This window comes from Kitasatospora sp. NPDC001660, assembly GCF_053596725.1.
The window spans coordinates 44,937-65,681 of sequence record NZ_JBSFGU010000020.1; the positions used below are offsets into that span (position 1 = coordinate 44,937).

Here is a 20,745-nt window from a genome sequence, read left to right on the forward strand (position 1 = left end):
AATATGTCATCTGTCATCTGTCGCCCGATCCCCCGCCCCCGCCCGGGTGGCCGCGGCGAGTCGGGCCGCCGCCTCGGTGAGGTCGGCGGGCTCGGCCGCGGCGGCGAAGCCGAGGCGCAGGTGGGCGGCAGGTGGTTCGGCGGGGAAGTGGTGGTGGCCGAGGTTGACGGTCACCCCGTGGGCCAGGGCGGCGTCCGCGACGGCCGTCTCCGTGAGGCCGGGCGGCAGCCGGAGCCACAGGTGCAGGCCGCCCTCCGGCACGCGGTGGAGCGACCAGTGCGGCAGTTCGCGGGCGAGGGCGTCGGCGAGGACGGCGCAGCGGTACCGCAATGCGCCTGCCAGCGTGCGCAGATGGCGGTCCCACGCGGGTGTGCTGAGCAGTTCGACCGCGGCCTCCTGGAGGGGACGCGCGATGAAGAAGTCGTCGACCCTCCGCATCCCGAGCAGCCGGCGCATGACGGGGCCGCGGGCGACGACGGCGCCGATCCGAAGGCTGGGCGAGGCGGGCTTGGTCAGGGAGGTGAGGTGGATGACGGTGCCGTCGCGGTCGTCCGCCACCAACGGGCGTGGTGCCGGTCGGCCGTGGCCGAGGTGGCGGGCGAAGTCGTCCTCGACGAGGAAGGCCCCTGCGGCGCGCGCCACGTCGACGACCTGGCGGCGCCGTTCGGGGGAGAGGACGATGCCCGTGGGGTTGTGGAAGGTCGGCTGGCAGTAGAGCAGGCGGGCCCCGGTCATGGCGAAGGCGTCGGCGAGGAGGTCGGGGCGCAGGCCGTGGTCGTCCATCGGCACGGGCACCGGGTTGAGCCCGGCGGAGCGCGCCGCGGCGAGCGCGCCGGGGTAGGTCGGCGACTCGACCAGGACCGGGTGGCCCGGCGCGGCGACGGCGCGGAACAGCATCGACAGCGCGCCCTGCCCGCCCCCGGTGACCAGGACGTCCTCGGGGCCGACGTCGCCGCCCGCCTGGCGGGCGAAGAGCGTGCGCAGCGTCGCCAGCCCGGCCGCCGGAGCGCGGTGCCAGGCGTCCGGGCGACGGGCCGCGCGGGCGAGGGCCCCGCCGAGCAGGCGGGTGGGCTGGAGGTTCTCGTGGAGGTAGCCGCCGGACAGCGCGATGGCACCGGGCGGCACCCCGGCCGGCCGGTCGTCGGGCTGCTCCGGCGGGACGTGTCCGCCGGCCAGGGCGACGGCCTGCCAGGAGGTGTCCGGCTCGGCGTCGGCGGGCCGCGTCCGGCGGGCGGCGACGTAGGTGCCGCTGCCGGGGCGGGTGACGACCGCGCCCTCGGCGGCCAGCAGGGCGATCGCGCGGGAGACGGTGACCGGGCCGACGCCGTGACGGGCGATCAGGTCGCGGCTGCTGGGCAGGCGGTCGCCCGGGGCGAGCCGGGCGATCTCGGTCCGGAGGATCGCCACCAGGGTCTCGATACTGCTACCGTCAGACATGAAGAATCATGATAGCGCTTTCAGCGGAAGTGCGGAACCGCTCCCGGGCCCCACCGTGGACCCCGCCCCGGGCGCCGACCTGGACCTCGCCGCCCTGCGGGCCGACACCCCCGGCTGCGAGGCGGTGATCCACTTCAACAACGCCGGCAGCGGGCTGATGCCCACTCCGGTACTCGGGGCGATGCTCGACCACCTGCGTCTGGAAGCGGCCATCGGCGGCTACGAGGCCTCGGCGGCCCGGGCCGCCGAGGTCGCCGACTTCCACGCCTCGATCGCCGAACTCGTGGGCGCCCGCCCGGGCAACGTCGCCTTCGCCGGAAGCGCCACCCACGCCTACACCAAGGCCCTCTCCGCGATCGACTTCCGGCCCGGTGACACGATCCTCACCACCCGCAACGACTTCATCTCCAACCAGATCGCCTTCCTCGCCCTGCGCAGGCGCCACGGCGTCCGGATCGTCCACGCGCCCGACCGCCCGGACGGCAGCGGGGTCGACGTCGACGCGATGGCCCGCCTGATGCGCGCCCATCGCCCCCGCCTGGTGGCCGCCACCCACGTCCCCACCAACTCCGGGCTGGTCCAGCCGGTGGCCGAGATCGGTCGGCACTGCCGGGAGCTCGACCTGCTCTACCTGGTCGACGCGTGCCAGTCGGTCGGCCAGTACCCGATCGACGTCGAGGAGATCGGCTGCGACCTCCTCACCGCCACCTGCCGCAAGTTCCTCCGCGGGCCGCGCGGTTCGGGCTTCCTGTTCGTCTCCGACCGGGCGCTCGCGGCCGGATACGAGCCGCTGTACATCGACATGCACGGCGCGCGCTGGGTCGCCCCCGGCCACTACCGGCCGGTCGCCACGGCCGCCCGCTTCGAGGAGTGGGAGTTCCCGTACGCGACCGTGCTCGGCTGCGCGGCCGCCGTCCGCTACGCCCTGCGGGTCGGGGTGGCGCCGGTCGCACGGCGCACGCCGGCCCTGGCCGGGCGCCTGCGCGAGCGGCTGGCCGGCATCCCCGGCGTCCGGACGCTGGACGGCGGACCGGCCCCGGCCGCTTTGGTGACCTTCGCGATCGACGGGTGGGAAGCCGGACCGTTCAAGGCGGAGATGGATGCGCGCGGCATCAACTCGGCGCTCAGCTACCGGGAGTTCGCGCAGTTCGACTTCGCGGACAAGGAGGTCGAGTGGTGCCTGCGGCTGTCGCCGCACTACTACAACACCGAGGACGAGGTCGACGCGGTGGCCGGTGCCGTCGCCGAACTCGCGGCCGGTGCACGGTGAGCTCATCGGCCATGGTGGACACACCGGTCCCGACGAGCTCGCCGAGCCTGTGGCGAAACGGCGACTTCCTCAGGTTCTGGCTGGGCGAGACGGTCTCCCTGCTCGGTACCCAGGTGACCAACCTCGCGCTCCCGTTGACCGCCATCGGCGCCTTCGGTGCGACCGACGAGCAGGTCGGGCTGCTGCGCTTCCTGCAGCTCGTGCCCTACCTCGGGCTCGCCCTGTTGATCGGCGTCTGGTCGGACCGCCACCGGCGGCGGCCGGTGATGCTGGGCGCCAACCTGGTCAGGCTGGTCCTGTTGGGCCTGGTGCCGCTGCTCTACTGGTGGCACGCGCTCAACCTGCCCGTGCTGATGGTGATCGCGTGCGCGGTCGGCATCGCGTCGGTGGTGTTCGACGTGAGCTGGATGTCGTACGTGCCGGTGCTGGTGCGCGGCCCCGAGCGGTACGTGGAGGCCAGTTCCCGGATGGGCGCCAGCTCGTCCGCCGCGGACGTGGCCGGGCCCGGGCTGGCCGGGGTCCTGGTGTCGGCGGTGGGCGCGCCGGTGGCCCTGCTCGCGGACGTGTGCTCCTACGCGGTGTCGGTCGTCTCGCTCCTGCTGATCCGCACGCGGGAGCCGCACCCCGAGCCGGCCGCCCGGCGGCACCTGGTGCGCGAGCTCGCGGACGGCCTCGGCTGGGTCCTGCGGGACAGGGTGCTGCGGGCGCTCGCGCTGATCGGCTTCTGCTGCAACTTCTCGATGGTCACCGTGTGGACGATGTTCCTGCTCTACGGCACGCACGACCTGCGGCTCGGCTCGACCACGCTCGGCGCGGTCCTGGCGGTCGCCTCCGTGGGCGGGCTGATCGGGGCGCTGGTGTCGCGGCGGGTCATCGCGCGGTTCCCGCTCGGCCGCGTCTACCTGGTGGCCCAGTCGGCGCTCCTGCTCGGCCCGGCGCTGATCCCGGCGGCAGCCGGGCCGCGGCCGGTGATGGTCGGGATGTTCGTGCTGTCGTTCTTCGCGACCTACCTGGGCCTCGGCGTGGCCGGGGTGATCATCGTCAGTCTGCGCCAGGCCGTGACGCCGCAGCCGATGATGGGACGGATGACCGCGGCGTTCCGCACGCTGCTGTTCGGTGGCGGCTCGCTGGGCGGCCTGTCGGCGGGCCTGCTCACCGGCCAGCTCGGCGCGCGTGGGGCGCTCACGGTGGCCGCGGCCGGTTCGGCGGCGGTCGTCGTCGGCCTGGTGCTCTCGCCGGTCCGCCGCCTCCGGGCCCTGCCGACGGGCCCGAAGGCGGGCTGAGGCGGGCCGAGGAAGGCTGTGGACGGGACCGCGGCGCGGGGGAGACCCGCGCCGCGGTGCGCCGGCGCGTCAGAGTTCGCGGCCGCCGCCGCGGGCACCGCGCGGACGGGTGAGGGTGAAGCCGGGGCGCTGAAGGCCCTGGGTACTGAAGGCCCTGGACGGAGAGCGGTCCACGGAGCCGAGGGGCTGCTCCGTGGACGCGCGCGGAACCTGCGAGGCGGAGGTGGCCTCCGGACATGTGTCCTCCGGCCTTGGTAGTTCGATCGTCGACCGAGGTAGTACACAGCGGCAGACCCTGATCCGTCTCGATCTGTCGCCACTGCCTCCTGCGGTCGAACTGCCTCTTCTACCTCGCAGGTCCATTTCTAATGATGCGCCTCCCGCGCGATGTACACCAGGGCTTTTCCATCCGAATCCGGGCAATTTTCGCGATCGAGGTGCTACTGGGACACCGGCCAGCCGTCCACCGTGCTGATCGTGCGGTGGTACGGCCCGTCGGGCCCGGTGCTGCGGTAGTCCTCGGTGCTGGCGCCGCTGCGGACGGTGCGGTCCCCGTCGTGGCGGTGGGCGGTCGGGCGCAGCGTGTGGTCGACGGTGGAGCGCTCGGTGACGTGGCCGCCGGTGGCGCCGGTGGTCATGCGGTGGTAGCCGAGGTCCATGGCGGTCACCTGGTCGGTGTTGCCGGCCGTGTCGTGGGTGAGGCGGTAGGTGACGTCGAGCGGTTCGGCCTCGTGGACCGTGGTGGTGCGGTGCGCCCCGCCGCCCCAGGTCGAGGTCGAGCGGGTGAGGTCGGTGCCGTTGTGCAGGGTCACGTCGTTCCCGCCGTCGCGCAGTTGCTGGGCGGAGCGGAAGACGAGGTCGTCGCGGACCTCGGTGGTGACGCGCCCGTGCGAGGTCTGCACCCAGCCGCGCGCGAGGTCGTGCCGTCCGGCCGTCACCGTCCAGTCGCCGCTGCCGCCGCCGTGGTCGGCGAGCTGGGTGGTGACGGCGGCCTCGGGGGCGACGCGGTACTCGGTGAGCTGCCCGGTGGTGCGGTCGGTGCCGTGGTCGGTGTCGGCGAAGAGGTTGACCTGGCCGGTCCAGACGTCGTTGCTCTGCGCCTCGGTGGCGTTGACGGCGATGCCGACGCTGTGCGGGCGGCCGTCGAGGAGCAGGCCGACGTACGGGGTGAGGTCGAGCCGGTAGGCGGGCAGGTCGAAGGCGAAGACGCTCGGCACGGGCCGCCACAGCAGCGGGTCCCAGCCGCCGGTGTAGATCACCGGGTAGGGCCAGACGGCGCCGGCGACCCGGCCGTCCACGGTGAGCCGCAGCTCGCGGAACGGGCCCTTGCCGCAGGCGCCGAGGCTCGGGTTGGCGCTGACGAAGGCGTCGGGCGCGGAGGCGTACGCGAACTCCTCGCAGGCGCCGCCGCCGCGGGTGTGGACCTCGGCGGTGAGGCGTTCGAGGTTCTGCGGGAAGGTGAGGTCCCGGGTGGCGGTGGGGGCGGCCTGGGTGAGCGAGAACGGTCCGGTGGTGAGGAGCCGGTCCGCGGTGCGGGCCGCCGGCCAGCGGTCGGAGGTGGTGTAGAAGGTGAGGCTCGCCGAGATCGTGTAGACGCCGGTGTAGGTCGCGTCGGTGACGTTGGCGAGGTCGAAGGAGAACGGCTGCGGGCCGCCCGCGAACAGCGGCCCGTAGCGGGTGACGTCGTGCTCGACGTTCCACCGGATCCCGTCCTTGGACGGCTCCGGGGTGGACGACAGCAGCACCTGGACGCCGCCGATGCGCACGCTGAAGATCCGGTCGAACTGCCGCCCGGCGACCTGGCCGTGGAGGTCCAGCACGACCGCGGACCACGGCCCGGCGCAGTCGGCGGGCGGGGTGAGGGCGGCGGTGTACGGCGTGTCCGGCGGGTTGCCGTAGCCGTTGCGGAACTCGCGCTCGTGCATGACGTCGACGGTGCACGAGCGGGTGTCGGGGCGGGTGAGCGGCTTCTCGGCGGTGTACGGGTCGTGGTAGCCGGAGCCGAAGTCGGCGTGCGCGGGGCCGGCGGCGGTGACGGCCGCGGTGAGGGTCAGGACGGCGGCGCCGAGCAGTCGGGCGGCGCGGCGGAGCAGCGGGCGGACGGCCAACGGTTGTCCTCGGGTCGGGCGGTGCGCGGGCGGTGCCGCGGACCGGGCGGGACGATCCGGATGGTGCTGCGGACCGGGTGGGACGACCCGCGCATCCTTCCGGCGGTGGCATGTGACCGTCAAGAGCCCTTCGGCAAAGTCAACGGCCCTTTCGGCAGGGCGACTTCGGTCTCAGTCGACCTCCAGCGCCGCCGCCTCCTGTCGGATCAGGTCGCGCAGCGTGGCGAGCCGGGGCCGGCGGTCGTCGAGGCGCCACTGCATCTCCAGCGGCAGGGTGGCCCGGCCCTCCAGGCGGACGGTGGCGACGTCGCCGGTGAGGTGGCCGGTCATCGAGCCGGGCACGAGCGAGAACGCGCGGTTGCGGGCGAGCAGGTAGAGCCGGGAGCCGACGATGCGCGGCGGGCTGACCAGCACCGGCGGGTCGACGCCGCGGTCGGCGCACAGGCCGAGGACGTGGTCGTAGTAGCGCGGGTGCTGCTCGCGCGGCCACAACAGCAGGGGCAGGTCGCGCAGTTCGGCGAGCCGGACGCTGTGCCGGGCGGCGAGCGGGTGCTCGCGGCCGAGCGCCACGCGGACCGGCTCGTCGGCGATCCGCTCCAGCCGGTAGCCGGGCACCTCGTCGAGGAAGCGGCCGAGGCCGATGTCGGCGAGCTCGGCGGCCACGGTCGTGGACACCTGCCCGGTGTCGACGGCGAGTTCGGCGGTCTCCAGTGCGGGCAGCTCCTGCTCGGCCCGGCTGATCACGGCCGGCAGGAGGCGGTTCACCACGCTCGGGGAGACGACGATCCGGGCCGTGCCCAGGCGGGACTCCTCGTGCAGCCGCACCCGGGTCAGCAGCGACTGCGCCTGTGCGAGCAGCCGGGCGCTCTCGGCGGCCATCACCTCGCCGGCCTCGGTCAGGGTGACCGACCGGCGGCTGCGGTCGAACAGCTCGACGCCGACCGTCCGCTCCAGCCGGGCGACCTCCTGGCTGACCGTCGGCTGGGAGACGTGCAGCCGCTCGGCGGCGCGGCCGAAGTGGAGCGTGTCGGCGACGGCGAGGAAGACCTCGAGTTGACGCAAGGTGAAACCCATAGTTCAGAGCCTATGGGAAGGGGCATTACTCATTCTGGATCCCGATGTGGACCGTTCCTAGGCTGATGATCACGTTGCCCCGCCGCAGTGGCATGTCACAGGGAGTGCGCACCATGACCGGACTCACCACCCCCAGCCCCGAGGCCGTCCGGGTCTCCGACGAGGTCGCCCGGGCGGTCGCCGAGGGCAGGCCCGTCGTCGCCCTCGAGTCGACCATCTTCACCCACGGCCTGCCGCGCCCGCGCAACCTGGCCGTGGCGCTGGAGGCGGAGGAACGGCTGCGGGAGGCGGGCGTCGTCCCGGCGACCACCGGCGTGTACGCGGGCGTCCCGACGGTGGGCCTGAGCGCCGGGCAGATCACCGAACTGTCCGCCACCGACGGCATCGACAAGGTCAGCCTGCGCGACCTGCCGGTGGTCGCCGCGCTCGGCCGGCACGGCGGCACCACCGTCGCCGCCACCGCCTTCCTCGCCCACCGCGCGGGCGTCCGGGTGTTCTCCACCGGCGGCCTCGGCGGCGTGCACTTCGGCGCCTGCGAGAGCTTCGACGAGTCGGCCGACATGACGACGCTGGCCGCCACCCCGGTCACCGTCGTCAGCGCCGGCGTGAAGTCGATCCTCGACATCCGGGCCACCCTGGAGCGCTTCGAGACCCTCAACATCCCGGTCATCGGCTACCGCACCACCAGGTACCCCGGCTTCTACGTCACCGACTCCGGCCACGAGATCGCCTTCCGCGTCGACTCGCCCGAGGAGGCCGCCCGCGTCATCGACGCCCGCGACGGCCTCGGCCTCCCCCAGGCCGTCCTGATCGCCAACCCGGTCGACCCCGCCAAGCAGCTCCCGCCGGAGGAACTGGACGGCATCCTCGCCCGCGCCTGGGCCGAGGCCGACCGGCAGGGCGTCACCGGCAACGCCTCGACGCCGTTCCTGCTCGACTTCATCCAGCGCGACACCCGGGGCCGCAGTCTGGAGGTCAACGTCGAGGTCTACCGCGGCAACGTCCGCCTCGGGGGCGAGATCGCGACCGCGCTCGCCGCCGCGTCCAAGGGGGAGTAGACCGTGCTGGGGGTGCTCGGCGACCTCGTCGAGGACATCGTCGTCTGGGTCGACGGCCCGCTGCGCCACGGCACCGACTCCGCCGCCCGGGTGTTCCGCCGGCGCGGCGGCAGCGCGGCCAACGTCGCGTGCTTCGCGGCCGGGCAGGTCCCGGCCCGCTTCATCGGCTGCGTCGGGGACGATCCGGTCGGCGACGGCGTCGTCGCCGAACTGACCGGCCACGGCGTGGACGTCCGGATCGAGCGGCGCAGCCGGACCGGCAGCATCGTGGTGCTCATCGACCGGGACGGCGAGCGCACCATGCTGCCCGACCGGGGCGCCGCCAAGCTGCTGGACCGCGTACCGGACGAGTGGCTGGCCGGCCTGACCCACCTGCACGTGCCCGCCTACTCCTTCGACGGCGAGCCGGTCGGCCGCAGCGCCGTCGACGCGCTCGTCCGGGTGCGGCAGGCGGGCGGCACAACCTCGGTGGACGCCTCGTCGACGGGGATGTTGGAGCAGTTCGGACGCAAGCGGTTCCTGGGCCTGGTGGCCGAGTTGGCGCCGACCTTCGTGTTCGCCAACCGCTCCGAGTCCGAGTTCCTCGGGCTGCTGGTGGACGGGAGGCCCGGGCCGGAGCGGGCCCGCCTCGCCGTCACCACGGTCGTCACCAAGTCGGGCGCCGAGGCGACCACCGTCGACGTGCCGGGCGAGTCGCTGCTGACGGTGCCGGTGCCGCCGGTGGCCGACGTGCGCGACCTGACCGGTGCGGGGGACGCCTTCGCGGCGGGGTTCCTCGCCGGGTTCCTGGACACGGGCGACCTGCACCTGGCGGCCGGGCTGGGGCACAGCAGCGCGGCGCGCGTCCTCGCCTCGCCGGGGGCGTCGTTCGGCTGACGTCCTTGGGCGGCCCTGCTGCGGCAGGGCCGCCCGGGGCCGGACCGTCCAGGCTGGAACGGGCGACCGGGGGCGTGAGGAAACCTGCCGTCCCGTCACGGACCGTAGCCACGAGCTGCGCGCCCGAACGGGGACCGCGAGAGCGTGGGCGACCGGCGCACCCACAACCGTTCGGGATGCGCGCAGTGCCGGGAGGTGGGTCCGAGGCCCCCTCCTGCCCACTGATCAGGAACAGTTCTCAGCGCAGCGCGTCCTTGCGGAGGAAGCGCTTCAGGCGTTGCCACGTCCAGGTGTTGACGACGTCCTCGGCGGTGAGCCACGCGCGCTGCGCCGTGCCGACGCCGAACCGCGGGTAGGCCAGGTGCGGGGTGGCGTGGGCGTCGCTGTCGATGCTGAAGCGGACGCCGTGCTTCTTCGCCCGCAGGACGTCCTCGTCGCGCAGGTCGAGACGCTGCGGGGAGCTGTTGATCTCGATCGCGGTGCCGGTGCGCGCAGCGGCCTCGAACACCGCGTCGAGGTCGACCTCGATCGGGCCGCGCCGCCCGATCCGGCGGGTGGTGAGATGGCCGATGACGTGCACGTACGGGTTCTCGCAGGCGCGGATCAGACGGCGGGTCTGGGCGGCGCGGTCGAGGGTGAAGTGCGAGTGCACCGAGGCCACGCAGACGTCGAAGCCGGCCAGGAACTCGGGCGGCCAGTCGACGCCACCGTCCGGGCCGATGTTCAGCTCGGTGCCGTGCAGCAGGCGCAGCTTCTTGTGACGGTCGGCGAGTCGGTGCAGCTGCTCGCGCTGGGCGAGCATCTTCTCGTCGGTCATCCGCTGCATGACGAGGTCGGGCGCGTGGTCGGTGACGGCGTAGTAGGAGTAGCCGCGGGCGGCGGCGGTGTCGATCATCTCCTCCAGCGTGGCCAGGCCGTCGGTCAGGTCGGTGTGCGAGTGGAGGTCGCCGCGCAGGTCCGACTCCTGGACCAGGTCCGGGAGTTCGCCGCGCAGCGCCGCCTCGATCTCGCCCCGGTCCTCGCGCAGCGGCGGCGCGATCCAGGGCAGGCCGAGCGCCGCGTACACCTCCTCCTCGGTCGCCGAGACCACCTTGGCGCCGCCGTCCGCTTTGGTGCCCTCTGCTTCGGCGCCGTCCGCCTTGGTGTCCTCCACCTCGAACAGGCCGTACTCGGAGAGCTTCAGGCCGGCCCGGACGGCCATCGTGCGCAGCTTGATGTTGTGCGCCTTCGATCCGGTGAAGTAGACGAGCGCGGCACCCCAGTCCTCCTCCGGGACGACCCGCAGGTCCACCTGCACGCCCCCGGTGGTGAGCACCGACGTCTTGGTCGGTCCGCTCACCATCACCTCGGCCACGTAGGGGAGTTCGGTGAGCGCGGCCATCAGGGGCGCGGAGTCGGAGGCGGCCGCGAGGACGTCGATGTCGCCGACCGTCTCGCGCATCCGGCGCAGCGAACCCGCGTACGCGCACCGGGTGCAGCCGGGTACGGCGGAGATCGCGGCCACGATCTGCTCGGCGAGCTCGGTCGCGGTGTCGAGCAGGGTGCGGCCGCCGGACTGCCGCATCAGCTCGATGCCGTGCAGGATCTTCTCGCCGCTGCGCTCGCCGAAGCCCGCCACCCCGCTGAGCTTGTCGCCGCGGATCGCCTCGGCGAGCTCGTCGACGGAGGCGATCCCGAGGTCGCGGTGGAGGGCGAGGGCGCGCTTCGGCCCGACGCTGGGCACAGCCATCATCTCCCGTACGCCGGACGGGATTTTGGCGCGCAGGGTTTCGAGTGCGCCGATCCGCCCGGTGGCGAGGTACTCGGCGACCTTCTCGGCGGTGGACTTGCCGACGCCGGGGATCTGCTGGAGGCCCTTGGCGTCCAGCCCGGCGACGTCCTCGGGGTGACCGCCCACCGCGCGCGCCGCCTTCTCGTAGGCGCGGGCCCGGAAGGCGTCCCCGCCGGTGATGTTGATCAGGTCGGCGTACTCCTGGAGCAGCTCCTGCACCTGGTCGTTGAGCCGGGGCATGGGGCCAGTCTAGGGCGGGTGCCCCGGCGCTGCCGTTCTGCGGCATCCCCGCCGGTCGGGGGGTGCGCGACCGGCCACTCGGCGGGGGAATGCGCCCTATTCGCGCCCCCTGGCCGGATTGTCACCCGGGTGGAGGAGGCGCAGGCTGGGCGGCAGGGCCCGGGAAGCGGCCCGCTCCGGCCGGCCGCGGTGTTGACGACGGCCGCCGGTGATGTGCGAGGGGCAGGGCGATGACACGCGGGAAGCTCTGGGGCTACGTCGCGTCGGGGGCCCGGGTGCTCGGTGCCTTCGGCGGCGCGGACGGTTCCGGGCGTTCGGCCGGCTTCGGGCGGCCGGGCGGACCTGGGCGGGCCGGCTCGGGGCGGGGCGCCGGGGGCGGCGACGGCACCGCCGGAACGTCCCGCCCGGAGGCGATGGCCGCGCCGCGGATGCTGTCGCGGCCGGAGCTGGCGCGCCTGCGCTGGACGGACCGGCAGGCCGGGTGCGAGCCGCGGGCGCGACACGTCCAGGTCGCCGAGGTGGTGCGCCGGGTGGTTCACGGCGGTGGCCGGGCGGAGGCCTTGACGGTCCGACTCCCGCTCGGCCTGCCGGTGGTGGCCGGGGACGCCCGGCGTCTGGAGGCGGTGCTCGGCGGGCTGGTCGACCACGCGATCCGGCGCAGCCCGTTGGGCGCGCGGGTGCTGGTGCGGGCTGACGTGGTGGGCGCCCCGGCGATGCCGGGGCTCGGGGGACTGGCGGCGGGGGTCGGCGCGGGCGCCGGTGGGCACGGGCGGCCGCGTGGGCGGGTGGAGATCCGGGTGGCGGACCGCGGGGCGTACGAGCTCCCGCAGGCGCGCGAGTGGCTGCTCGCGGGCGTCCGGGCCGACGGGCCGGTCGGCCCCGCGTTGCAGGACCTGGTGCTCTCGTCGGGTGGACGGGTGGCGGTGGAGGCGACGCCCGGGGGCGGGCTGACGGTGGTGCTGATCCTGGCGGTGGCCCGCGACTGACACGGTCGGCCGCGGCCGGGCTTCGCGCTTCGAGCCAACCGCAAAGACTCCTTCGCAAAAAACTCTTTGCAAAGAAGTATTTGCGGTCCTACGCTCCAGTCATGACCGATGACCGTGGCTGGATGCACAGTGACGACCCGCACGCCGTACTCACCGCCAAGGGCATGCGCGCGATGGCCCACCCCGTGCGCATGCAGCTGGTCGGGCTGCTGCGCAAGCAGGGCCCGTCCACGGCGACCAGGCTCGCCGCACAGCTGGGGCTGAACTCGGGGGCCACGAGCTACCACCTGCGCCAGCTCGCCGCCGCGGGCTTCGTCGAGGAGGATCCGGAGCGCGGCAACGCCCGCGAGCGGTGGTGGCGTTCGGTGCACACGCTCACGGTCTGGACGGGGGACGACCAGGCCGACGAGGAGCCGGAGACGGTCGTGTCGTACCTGCGCTCCGTCCTCGCCGCCCACACGCTGACCGCCCAACGCGCGCTCAACGCCTTCGAGACGATGCCGCGCGAGTGGCGCAAGGCGGCCGACCTCAGCGACATGGTGCTGAGGCTCACGCCGGCGGAGGCCGAGCAACTGGCCGACGACCTGGCCGCCGTGGTCACGCGCTACCGGCGGCTGGACGCCGAGGGGCCCGCTCCCGAGGGCGCCGAGCCGGTGGCCGTCGTCGTCCACGTGCTGCCCGAGCCGAAGGCCACGGCGGAGGCCGCCGGGGAGGGGAACTGATGGAGACCGTCGCCCTCAGTTCCGCGCGCAGCCTCCGGCCGCTGGTCGGTGTGCTGGCCTCGTCGGTCGTCTCGCTGACGGGCACCCGGGTCTCGGCCGTCGCGCTGCCCTGGTTCGTCCTCGCCACGACGGGCAGCGCCACCATGACCGGCCTGGTGGCCTTCGCCGAGATGGCGCCGTACGTGCTGGTCAAGGCGCTGACCGGGCCCCTGGTCGACCGACTCGGCCCGCGCGTCGTCTCCTGGACGACGGACGCGGTGAGCGCCGTCGCGGCCGGGCTGGTCCCGTTGTTGCACACGCTGGGGCTGCTGCCGTTCGGGCTGTTGCTCGGCATGGTCGCGGTGATCGGCGCGATGCGCGGCCCGGGGGACCTGGCCAAGTCGGTCATGGTGCCGGAGGCGGCGGACCGGGCCCGGGTGCCGCTGGAGCGCGCCACCGGGTTCTCCGGCGTCACCGAGCGGCTGGCCTCCACCGTCGGCCCGGCGGTCGGCGGCGGGCTGGTCGCGGCGGCGGGCCCGATGGCCGGCCTGGTGGTCAACGCGGCGGCGTTCGCGCTGGGTTCGCTCATCATCGGCCTCGCGCTGCCGCGGGGGATGGGGCGGACGGCGGCTCCGGCCGCCGTGCCGGATGCGGCCGAACAGGGCGGCGGCTACTGGCGGATGTTCCGCGAGGGCTTCGCCTTCCTGCACGCCGAGCCGCTGCTCCTCACCGTGATCGTGACGGTCGGCGTCACCAACCTGCTGGACGCCGGGTTCGCGACCGTGCTGGTCCCGGTCTGGGCGCAGGACTCCGGCCACGGCCCGGCCGCGATCGGCTTCACCGGCAGCGCCATGGGGATCGCCGCCGTGGCCGGCAGCCTGATCGCGGCGGGCGTCGCCCACCGGCTGCCGCGCCGCACGGTCTTCTTCGCCGGCTTCCTGCTCGCCGGGGCACCACGCTTCCTGGTGCTCGCGTTCGGCGCCCCGATGTGGGCGGTGGTGACGGTCTTCGCGGTGGCCGGCTTCGGGTCGGGCTTCCTCAACCCGATCCTCGGCGCCGTGCTCTTCGAGCGGGTGCCCCGCCCGCTCCTGGGCCGCGTCCACGCCCTGGGTGACTCCCTCGCCTGGGCCGGCATCCCCCTCGGCGGCCTCCTGGCCGGCGCTGCGGTCGCCCTGGTCGGTCTGATACCCGTCCTGATCGCGTCCGGGGCCCTGTACTTCGCGACCACGGGCGCGGCCGGCCTCCGCCGCGAATGGCGCGAGATGGACCGCCTCCGCGGCCTGCCAGTGGACACCCCGGCGACGGACGCACCGGGCCGACACCCGGTGCCCGCGCAGGCGAAGGCGGTGCGGTCGACGGAGTGACGCGGTCAGTGGAACCGCGCTGCCAGCAGGACGGCGCAGAATGCGGCGCGAACGTACTCGAAGCGTGTTCGAAGGGAAGCGAGGCCGTGACCGTCGGAGCACTCGGTCGGCTGAGGGAGCTGCTGGGCGAGCCCGTGCCCTGGGGTCGGGCGCGGCCGGAGCTCTGGGCGGCCTCGGAGGCCTGGCTCGGGCTGCGGCTGCCGACGGACCACAAGGCGTTCCTGGATCTCTACGGCCCCGCCTGTCCGTTCGCCTGTCGGCCCGCCTGCCCGTTGCGTCCGTCGTCCGTCCCGTTGCCAGGCCGGGCGTCGGGGGTGTCGTCGTCGGGACGGTCGTCCGGCGGTGCCCCGATGCTCTCCAGCGTGTCGCGGACGGTGCCGGGCATCGCGGGGTGGCGTCCGATCACGACCACGCCGATCACGATCGCGAGCAGCCCGGCGGTCTGCCAGGCCAGCGCGCCCGGGGTCACCCGCAGCCGGTCGCCGAGGAAGCCGACCGCGCAGGCGATCCCGGCGAGCGGCTGGGCGGCGGTCAGCGCGGGTAGGGACATCCGCAGCGGCGCGGCCTCGAAGGCGCTCTGCACGAGCAGCAGCCCGACGACGCCCGCCACGACCACGGCGTACGGCTGCCACGTCCGCAGCACGACGGAGAGCCCGTCGTGGTCGAGGCGCTGGGTGGTGGTGCGGGTCAGCGCGTCCTGCAGTCCGTAGAGCAGACCGGCGGCGAGGGCCAGCAGCGTCGCCTCCTCGAAGAGCGGCAGTTTCCGGGCCAGCGACACCAGTAGCAGGACCAGCCCGACGACCGTACCGACCACCAGCCAGTGCCGCAGCTCCCCGGCGGGCGGTCCGCCGCCGGTGGGCTGCCCGGCCACGATGAACGCCGTCACCCCGAGCCCCAGCAGCAGGACCCCGGCCCAGCCGGAGCGGCCGAGGGTCTGACGGGTCAGCACCCGGGAGAGGGCCATGGCGAAGAGGAGGTTGGTCGCGAGCAGCGGTTCGACGAGGGACACCTCGCCCTTGTTGAGCGCGAGCGCGGAGAGGATCAGGCCGCTGACCATGAACCCGGTGCCGAGCAGCCACTCGGGCATCCGCATCAGGTCGAGCAGCAGCCGCCAGTGCAGCATGTCGGCACGTGGGGCCCGCTGCGCGGCGTGCTGCTGGAGGACGAACCCGAGGCCCAGGCAGCACGCGGCGCTCAGAGCGAGGAGGAAGACCGCCACGGAGGGACCACCCGGTGTGTCGCTGCCCCGACTTCGCCGATCGCCGCTCGGCGGATCGCTGGTTGCGCCGCGTCGGCGGTCCTGGGTCGGGCGGCGGTCGCGGCGCCTTCCGTCAGCCTACCGCCGGGGCGGCGCCGGGGCCCGGCGTGTCCGGGGCCGGGTGCCCGCGCTTGCCGGGGTGGGTGCGGTGGGCGCACGCTGGTGTGAGCGGCCGCCACGGGGCACCGTCCGTGCCGGTCAGGACAGGCGCGACGGGGGCCGGCGCCAGGAGGTGTGGCATGCACAACCAGTGGGATGTGGAGCTGAGCTTCGAGGAAGACGGCGTGCACACGGCGTGCGAGGCGAGGCTGACCGGTGCGCGGGCACCGGGCCTCAGCGCGCGCGGGGAGTCGGTGAAGAGCGCGGACGACCGTCCGCTCGCCAGGATCGGCGAGGAGGTCGCGGCCTCGCGCGCCCTGGAGGAGCTGTCCCGCAAGCTGCGGGTCCAGGCCACCGGGGAGATCGAGGACGAGGGGCACCGGCCGGGTTATCTGATCTACTGAACCGATCCACTGAACCGATCTGTTCAACCGATCTGCTGAACTCCCTTCTGGCGCAGTCGAATCTGAGCCGCCGCAGGCCGCCGTGGCCGTCGGTGAGTTCGCAGCGCAGTCGCGGCTCCATCACGAAGGCGGCGCGCGGGACGCGGTCGAAGTGGTCCACGTCGGCCTGCGGGAGCGTGACGACGGCCGGGCGGTGGCGGTGTCCGGCGGAGGAGGAGTCCGGTTGGCTCATGGCCGCCAGCATTCCACCGGGCCCGGGCGCGGGCGGCGAGTCCACCGTTCTGTACGGCTCCGGGGGGCCGACCGTCGTGCCGTGTACGGGCAGTTGTCATTTCTGCGGACCCGGTGACGGGCCCGTGGTGCCCATGGTTTCCGTGGTGTCCGAGCGGTCAGGCGGGCCCGAGGGACCAGCTGATCACCGAGAGCGTCGCCATCGACACCAGCGTCGACCACAGCACCGCGTCCCGGGCGAGCGCCGTGCCCTGCCCGTACTCGCGCGCGTAGACGTACACGTTCTGCGCGGTCGGCAGGGCGGAGAAGAGCACGACGGTGAGCAACTGGTGCCGCGGCAGGTGGAGTGCGAAGGCGGCGACGGCGTACGCGGCGAGCGGCTGGACGAGCGTCTTGACCAGGACGGTCAGCCCGACCTCGGCGCGGCGCGAGCCGGCGTCGGCGGGCGGGCGGTTGTGCAGCGAGATGCCGAGGGCGACGAGGGCGGTCGGGACGCCGGCGCCGCCGAGCAGTTCGCACGAGTGGTTCAGCTCGGCGGGCAGGTGCAGGCCGGTCGCGGAGGTGACGGCGCCGAGGGCGGTCGCGAGCAGGACGGGGTTGCGCAGCGGGAGGGTGAGCACGGCGCGCAGTCCGGCGCCGCGGCCGTCGAGCACGGCGAGCACGGTGGGGGTGACGAGCAGGATCTGGAACAGCACCACCGCCGCGACGAACGAGGCGTCGCCGAGGACCTGCATCGCCACGGGTATGCCGAGGTTGGCCGAGTTGACGTACCCGGCGGCCATGCCGCCGATGGCGAGCTCGCCGGGCCTGCGCCGGAACAGCAGGCGGCCGGCGAGCAGCCCGAGGCCCGTCGCGACGGCGGTGCCGGCCGCGAAGGCGAGCATCGAGGCGTTGGCGAAACGTTCCAGCGGGGTGCGGGCGATCATCAGGAAGAGCGCGGCGGGCATCGCCACGTGGAAGACGAACCGGCTGAGCACCGCCTCCGCCTGCGCGCCGAGCAGTCCGGACCGCCCGACGAGGTAGCCGACTCCGGTCAGCGCCCAGATGGGTGCGAATCCGGACAGCAGGGGGTGCAGGTCGGGCATGGTTCCTCGGATCGCTCGGACGGGTCGCCTGGGTCGGCGGGGCTCGCCCGCCCGGGGCAGTAAACCAGCCACGTCAAACGGCCGATCTCGGACCCGATGGTCGGCGGGCGGGCCCTGCGCGCTCGCGCGCGGGCCCTACGATGAGCCGATGGACTATCTGAGCCTGGCCGAAGTGGAGACGATCGCCCGACGCGCGCACGAGGGGCAGGTCGACAAGAACGGCCACCCGTACAGCGAGCACCTCGCGGCGGTGGCCCGGGGGACGGCGGAGCGGGGCGGCAGCGAGGCGCAGATCGCGGCGGGCTGGCTGCACGACACCGTCGAGGACGACCGGCTGAGCCGCGACTGGCTGGAGCATGCGGCGCTGCCGGAGTCCACCAAGGCGATCGTGGACGCGCTGACCAAGCGGCCGGGCGAGCCGGTCGAGGAGTACACCGCCCGGATCCTGGCCACCCCGGGGGCGCTTCTGGTCAAGCGCGCCGACCTGGCCCACAACTCCGACCCGGCCCGGCTCGCCGTGCTGGACGAGGCGACGGCCGAGCGGCTGCGCGCCAAGTACGCGCGGATGCGCGAGCTGCTGGGGCTCACCGGGGAGCTCTGACGGTCAAGTCCCCTTGCCTGTGGAGGAGTTGCCGGTGCATGAGTGACCGGTGGGCGGGGGTGGCGGAAACCGCGGCAGGGCCCGTGCCACGCGGATCGCGCGGGCACGGGCCCTGCCGGGTCACCCGGGTGGTCCCTGTCCGACCCCCGGGGTGAGGGGGGAGGTGGTGCGGGAAGCGGGTATGCGACGGTGCTGCCGAGGGGGGTGCTGCCGAGGGGGTCGGCTTAGTACCAGTGGTGGGTCTGCCAGAAGGCCCAGGCGGCGTTCGGGCTGCCGTAGCGGGTGTTCATGTAGTTCAGCGCCCACTTGATCTGGGTGGTGGGGTTGGTCCGCCAGTCGGCGCCCGCGGAGGCCATCTTGGAGGCCGGCAGCGCCTGGCCCAGACCGTACGCACCCGAGCTCGGGTTGGTCGCCGTCACGTTCCAGCTGGACTCGTGGAAGATGATCTGGCTGAAGGAGGCCAGCTGGTTGGCCGGGACGATCCGGGCGGCGATGGCCTTGACGGTCTTCGGGGAGGCGGCGGTCGCGGCGTCGGCGGTGGCGGGCATCACGCCGGCGCTCAGGGCGGTCAGACCGGCGGTGCCGGCGAGAACGGCGGCAGAGGTGCGCATACGGAGCTTGAAAGCGGGCATGAACAAATGGACCTCAATCGGGTTGGGCCGGGTCGCGTCCCGTCCAGGACCATGGCCGGACAGGGGCCGACGGTTGCGGGGCGCGACTCGGCGACAAGCCGTTCACCGGCGGGACAGGAGCCGGTGCGGCTGACGACGAGATTCATTGTTGTCAGACCGGATCGGCCGCCGCCAAGACCCCCTCGATACGATCCGCGGTCGTACACCCGTCGACCGCCATCGATTCGAAGGGATGATCGAGGGGGCCGTGCGGACCGGTTCTGACCTGCTCGAATGTCCATTCGGGTGTGAATCGGCCGGAACGGCGAAATGGCCGCGGGGGCGCTACTACGACCCGTCGTCGCCTGGGATTCCCTGTGAGCGCACTCACCGTTTGGACCCCGGGTGTCGTCACTCGGCGGCCTGCGGCCACCACTTTGGGTACAGACGATCGCTCCTCCGATGAGACCGGCGCCACACGCCGACGTCACCGAGAGCGAGGATCACCCAGCCGACGGTGCCGGTCGGCCCGCGCGGCGAACCGTTGCGCCTCCGGAACCGCCGCGAGCGCGCCGAGGGCCGCGGCGACGGCCTCCCCGAGCCGCTCGCAGAACGTTTCCGGCTCGTCGGCGGCGTCCGGCCGCTCCGGGACCACTTCGTCCACCAGGCCCACCCGCGCCAGGTCGTCCGCGCCGATGCCCTGCGCCCGGGCCAGCTCGGCCGCGTGCGCGCCGTCTCGGTGGACGATCGCGGACGCGCCTTCGGGCGGCAGCGGCGCGAGCCAGGAGTGCTCGGCGGCGATCACGCGGTCCGCCGGGAGCAGGGCCAGTGCCCCGCCGCCCGAGCCCTGGCCGAGCAGGACCGCCAGGACGGGGGTGCGCAGCGCGAGCAGGGTGGTCAGGCAGTGCGCGATCTCGACGGCGATGCCGTCCAGCTCGGCCTGCGCGGACAGTTCGGCGCCGGCCGTGTCCACCACCGTGAGCAGCGGCAGGCCCAGCTGCTCGGCCAGTCGGGCGCTGCGGCGGACGGCTCGCAGGTCGGCCGCGGTGAAGGGGCGCTCGTGGTCGGGCGTCCGCCGCTGCTGGCCGACGACGAGCACCGGCTGCCCGCCGAGGACGGCGAGCGCGCGGACCAGTGCGCCGCCCCGGCCGCCGGGGGCGTCCAGCAGCACCAGCTCCTCGGCGGTGCGGCGCAGCAGTTCGCGGGTGCCGGGGCGGTCGGGGCGGCGGGTTCGGCGGACGGAGTCCCAGGCGTCGGCGGGGGCCCGCGTCCTGGTTGGCTTCTGCATATATAGGGGAGCCGTAGAGCGAGGGGCCGCAGATGGGGGAGCGGGGCTCGGCGCGGGCCTGGCCGCCAGGACGGCAAGCGACCGGCGCACCACCTCGCGCAGTTCCTCCGGCGGCACGACGGCGTCCACCAGCCCCCTCTCCGCCAGCGTCTCGGCGCGCTGGACCTCGGCCGGCAGCTCGACGCCGCGCAGCTCCTCGTACACGCGCGGGCCGAGGAAGCCGAGGCGGGCGCCGGGCTCGGCGAACACCAGCTGGCCGAGCGTGCCCCAGGAGGCGAAGACACCGCCCATGGTGGGGTTCCGCAGGTAGGTGAAGTAGGGGAGGCCCGCGGCCCGGTGCGCCTGGACGGCGGCGGTGATGCGCAGCATGCAGAGGAAGGCCGCCGACCCCTCCTGCATGCGCGTCCCGCCGGAGACCGGCAGGGCGAGCAGCGGCAGCCGCTCGGCGGTGGCCCGCTCGACGGCCCGGGTGATCCGCTCGGCGGTGCCGACGCCGATCGAGCCGCCGAGGAAGCCGAACTCGGACGCGACGATCGCCACCGGCCGCCCGCCGATCAGGCCGGCGCCGGTGAGGACGGCCTCGTCCAGGCCGGTGCGCTCGCGGGCGCGGGCGAGCGAGGCGCGGTAGCCGGGGTCGGCGGGGTGGGGGTCGGCGGGCTCGTCCCAGGTGTGGAAGCTGCCGGGGTCGACGAGCAGTCCGATCAGCTGGTGCGCCGTCAGCGACGTTCCCGTACCCATGCCCGCCCCCACTGGTGATCGTCCCGCGGTCGTCGGGAGTCCCGTCCATGATCGGGATCCCCGGAACGATCGACACTCTATGGGGCGCGGCGGCGGTGGGGCGGAAACGTCGCGAAGGTGTGAGCAAGTCGAGCGGTACGACGGGAACGCACGGTTCCGGTAGTTCACGGGCGGTTCGTGGACGGTCTCGCGGAGGGTGTCGAAGGGATCACGATGCGGATCGGAGTACGCGTCAAATCCCCTGCTGGGCAAGCAAGTTACC

At 74.0% G+C, this 20,745-nt stretch carries 17 protein-coding genes; 9 read left to right on the forward strand and 8 right to left on the reverse strand.

What is annotated here, in order from left to right:
* Positions 1-6: 6 nt before the first annotated feature.
* Positions 7-1,437 carry an aminotransferase-like domain-containing protein gene (locus tag ACWCXH_RS21985; RefSeq protein ID WP_449803123.1) on the reverse strand — a complete coding sequence of 477 codons (1,431 nt, stop codon included), beginning with the start codon at positions 1,435-1,437 and terminating at the stop codon, positions 7-9.
* Between ACWCXH_RS21985 and ACWCXH_RS21990 the strand changes: the two genes are divergently transcribed.
* Positions 1,436-2,707 carry an aminotransferase class V-fold PLP-dependent enzyme gene (locus tag ACWCXH_RS21990; RefSeq protein ID WP_449803124.1) on the forward strand — a complete coding sequence of 424 codons (1,272 nt, stop codon included), beginning with the start codon at positions 1,436-1,438 and terminating at the stop codon, positions 2,705-2,707. The two genes, ACWCXH_RS21985 and ACWCXH_RS21990, sit on opposite strands and share 2 nt — an antisense overlap.
* Positions 2,708-2,718: 11 nt before the next feature.
* On the forward strand, positions 2,719-3,990 hold the full coding sequence (locus tag ACWCXH_RS21995; RefSeq protein ID WP_449803125.1) for an MFS transporter: 1,272 nt from the start codon (positions 2,719-2,721) through the stop codon (positions 3,988-3,990).
* A 440-nt stretch (positions 3,991-4,430) separates the two neighbouring features.
* Here the strand turns inward: ACWCXH_RS21995 and ACWCXH_RS22000 are convergent, their stop codons facing one another.
* Positions 4,431-6,098: a peptide-N4-asparagine amidase gene (locus ACWCXH_RS22000; RefSeq protein WP_449803126.1), complete on the reverse strand. Its 1,668-nt coding sequence runs from the start codon at positions 6,096-6,098 to the stop codon at positions 4,431-4,433.
* Between the two features lie 171 nt (positions 6,099-6,269).
* Complete coding sequence (locus ACWCXH_RS22005) at positions 6,270-7,172, reverse strand: LysR family transcriptional regulator (protein ID WP_449803127.1); 903 nt, start codon at positions 7,170-7,172, stop codon at positions 6,270-6,272.
* A gap of 113 nt (positions 7,173-7,285) precedes the next feature.
* On the opposite strand from ACWCXH_RS22005, the gene ACWCXH_RS22010 reads away from it, so the two are divergent.
* Both ACWCXH_RS22010 and ACWCXH_RS22015 read left to right on the forward strand, forming a co-directional pair.
* Positions 7,286-8,230, forward strand: a complete 945-nt coding sequence (locus ACWCXH_RS22010) for a pseudouridine-5'-phosphate glycosidase (protein ID WP_449803128.1) — start codon at positions 7,286-7,288, stop codon at positions 8,228-8,230.
* A 3-nt stretch (positions 8,231-8,233) separates the two neighbouring features.
* Entirely contained in the window at positions 8,234-9,106 is an 873-nt protein-coding gene (locus ACWCXH_RS22015) for a carbohydrate kinase family protein (RefSeq protein WP_449803129.1), read from the forward strand.
* Positions 9,107-9,344: 238 nt separating this feature from the next.
* Here the strand turns inward: ACWCXH_RS22015 and polX are convergent, their stop codons facing one another.
* On the reverse strand, positions 9,345-11,117 hold the full coding sequence (gene polX, locus ACWCXH_RS22020) for a DNA polymerase/3'-5' exonuclease PolX (RefSeq protein WP_449803130.1): 1,773 nt from the start codon (positions 11,115-11,117) through the stop codon (positions 9,345-9,347).
* A gap of 230 nt (positions 11,118-11,347) precedes the next feature.
* Between polX and ACWCXH_RS22025 the strand changes: the two genes are divergently transcribed.
* The 3 genes from ACWCXH_RS22025 (at position 11,348) to ACWCXH_RS22035 (ending at position 14,168) form a co-directional block, all read left to right on the forward strand.
* Positions 11,348-12,103: a hypothetical protein gene (locus ACWCXH_RS22025; protein WP_449803131.1), complete on the forward strand. Its 756-nt coding sequence runs from the start codon at positions 11,348-11,350 to the stop codon at positions 12,101-12,103.
* A 101-nt stretch (positions 12,104-12,204) separates the two neighbouring features.
* Positions 12,205-12,825 carry a helix-turn-helix domain-containing protein gene (locus tag ACWCXH_RS22030; RefSeq protein WP_449803132.1) on the forward strand — a complete coding sequence of 207 codons (621 nt, stop codon included), beginning with the start codon at positions 12,205-12,207 and terminating at the stop codon, positions 12,823-12,825.
* A complete protein-coding gene (locus ACWCXH_RS22035) occupies positions 12,825-14,168 on the forward strand; it encodes an MFS transporter (RefSeq protein WP_449803133.1) in 1,344 nt (447 codons plus the stop codon). The genes ACWCXH_RS22030 and ACWCXH_RS22035 overlap by 1 nt, the downstream gene beginning before the upstream one ends.
* Positions 14,169-14,397: 229 nt before the next feature.
* On the opposite strand, the gene ACWCXH_RS22040 is transcribed toward ACWCXH_RS22035, so the two are convergent.
* On the reverse strand, positions 14,398-15,387 hold the full coding sequence (locus tag ACWCXH_RS22040) for a DMT family transporter (protein WP_449803134.1): 990 nt from the start codon (positions 15,385-15,387) through the stop codon (positions 14,398-14,400).
* Positions 15,388-15,665: 278 nt separating this feature from the next.
* Here ACWCXH_RS22040 and ACWCXH_RS22045 point away from each other — a divergent pair, with 278 nt between their 5' ends.
* The gene (locus ACWCXH_RS22045; RefSeq protein ID WP_449803135.1) at positions 15,666-15,929 is read left to right on the forward strand and encodes a dsRBD fold-containing protein; all 264 of its coding nucleotides are present in this window, start codon (positions 15,666-15,668) and stop codon (positions 15,927-15,929) included.
* Between the two features lie 389 nt (positions 15,930-16,318).
* Here the strand turns inward: ACWCXH_RS22045 and ACWCXH_RS22050 are convergent, their stop codons facing one another.
* The gene (locus ACWCXH_RS22050) at positions 16,319-17,245 is read right to left on the reverse strand and encodes an AEC family transporter (protein ID WP_449803136.1); all 927 of its coding nucleotides are present in this window, start codon (positions 17,243-17,245) and stop codon (positions 16,319-16,321) included.
* Positions 17,246-17,393: 148 nt separating this feature from the next.
* On the opposite strand from ACWCXH_RS22050, the gene ACWCXH_RS22055 reads away from it, so the two are divergent.
* Positions 17,394-17,846, forward strand: a complete 453-nt coding sequence (locus ACWCXH_RS22055; RefSeq protein ID WP_449803137.1) for an HD domain-containing protein — start codon at positions 17,394-17,396, stop codon at positions 17,844-17,846.
* Positions 17,847-18,070: 224 nt separating this feature from the next.
* On the opposite strand, the gene ACWCXH_RS22060 is transcribed toward ACWCXH_RS22055, so the two are convergent.
* Complete coding sequence (locus tag ACWCXH_RS22060) at positions 18,071-18,478, reverse strand: aggregation-promoting factor C-terminal-like domain-containing protein (protein ID WP_449803138.1); 408 nt, start codon at positions 18,476-18,478, stop codon at positions 18,071-18,073.
* Positions 18,479-18,944: 466 nt separating this feature from the next.
* The gene (locus ACWCXH_RS22065; protein WP_449803139.1) at positions 18,945-20,483 is read right to left on the reverse strand and encodes a carboxyl transferase domain-containing protein; all 1,539 of its coding nucleotides are present in this window, start codon (positions 20,481-20,483) and stop codon (positions 18,945-18,947) included.
* Between the last annotated feature and the right edge of the window lie 262 nt (positions 20,484-20,745).

Bases quoted from the DNA above. Each gene is read 5' to 3' on its own strand.
- ACWCXH_RS21990 (WP_449803124.1), top strand. From the start codon at position 1,436: ATGAAGAATCATGATAGCGCTTTCAGCGGAAGTGCGGAACCGCTCCCG.
- ACWCXH_RS21985 (WP_449803123.1), bottom strand. From the start codon at position 1,437: ATGTCTGACGGTAGCAGTATCGAGACCCTGGTGGCGATCCTCCGGACC.
- ACWCXH_RS21995 (WP_449803125.1), top strand. From the start codon at position 2,719: ATGGTGGACACACCGGTCCCGACGAGCTCGCCGAGCCTGTGGCGAAAC.
- ACWCXH_RS22005 (WP_449803127.1), bottom strand. From the start codon at position 7,172: ATGGGTTTCACCTTGCGTCAACTCGAGGTCTTCCTCGCCGTCGCCGAC.
- ACWCXH_RS22010 (WP_449803128.1), top strand. From the start codon at position 7,286: ATGACCGGACTCACCACCCCCAGCCCCGAGGCCGTCCGGGTCTCCGAC.
- polX (WP_449803130.1), bottom strand. From the start codon at position 11,117: ATGCCCCGGCTCAACGACCAGGTGCAGGAGCTGCTCCAGGAGTACGCC.
- ACWCXH_RS22025 (WP_449803131.1), top strand. From the start codon at position 11,348: ATGACACGCGGGAAGCTCTGGGGCTACGTCGCGTCGGGGGCCCGGGTG.
- ACWCXH_RS22030 (WP_449803132.1), top strand. From the start codon at position 12,205: ATGACCGATGACCGTGGCTGGATGCACAGTGACGACCCGCACGCCGTA.
- ACWCXH_RS22035 (WP_449803133.1), top strand. From the start codon at position 12,825: ATGGAGACCGTCGCCCTCAGTTCCGCGCGCAGCCTCCGGCCGCTGGTC.
- ACWCXH_RS22045 (WP_449803135.1), top strand. From the start codon at position 15,666: ATGCACAACCAGTGGGATGTGGAGCTGAGCTTCGAGGAAGACGGCGTG.
- ACWCXH_RS22050 (WP_449803136.1), bottom strand. From the start codon at position 17,245: ATGCCCGACCTGCACCCCCTGCTGTCCGGATTCGCACCCATCTGGGCG.
- ACWCXH_RS22055 (WP_449803137.1), top strand. From the start codon at position 17,394: ATGGACTATCTGAGCCTGGCCGAAGTGGAGACGATCGCCCGACGCGCG.
- ACWCXH_RS22060 (WP_449803138.1), bottom strand. From the start codon at position 18,478: ATGCCCGCTTTCAAGCTCCGTATGCGCACCTCTGCCGCCGTTCTCGCC.
- ACWCXH_RS22065 (WP_449803139.1), bottom strand. From the start codon at position 20,483: ATGGGTACGGGAACGTCGCTGACGGCGCACCAGCTGATCGGACTGCTC.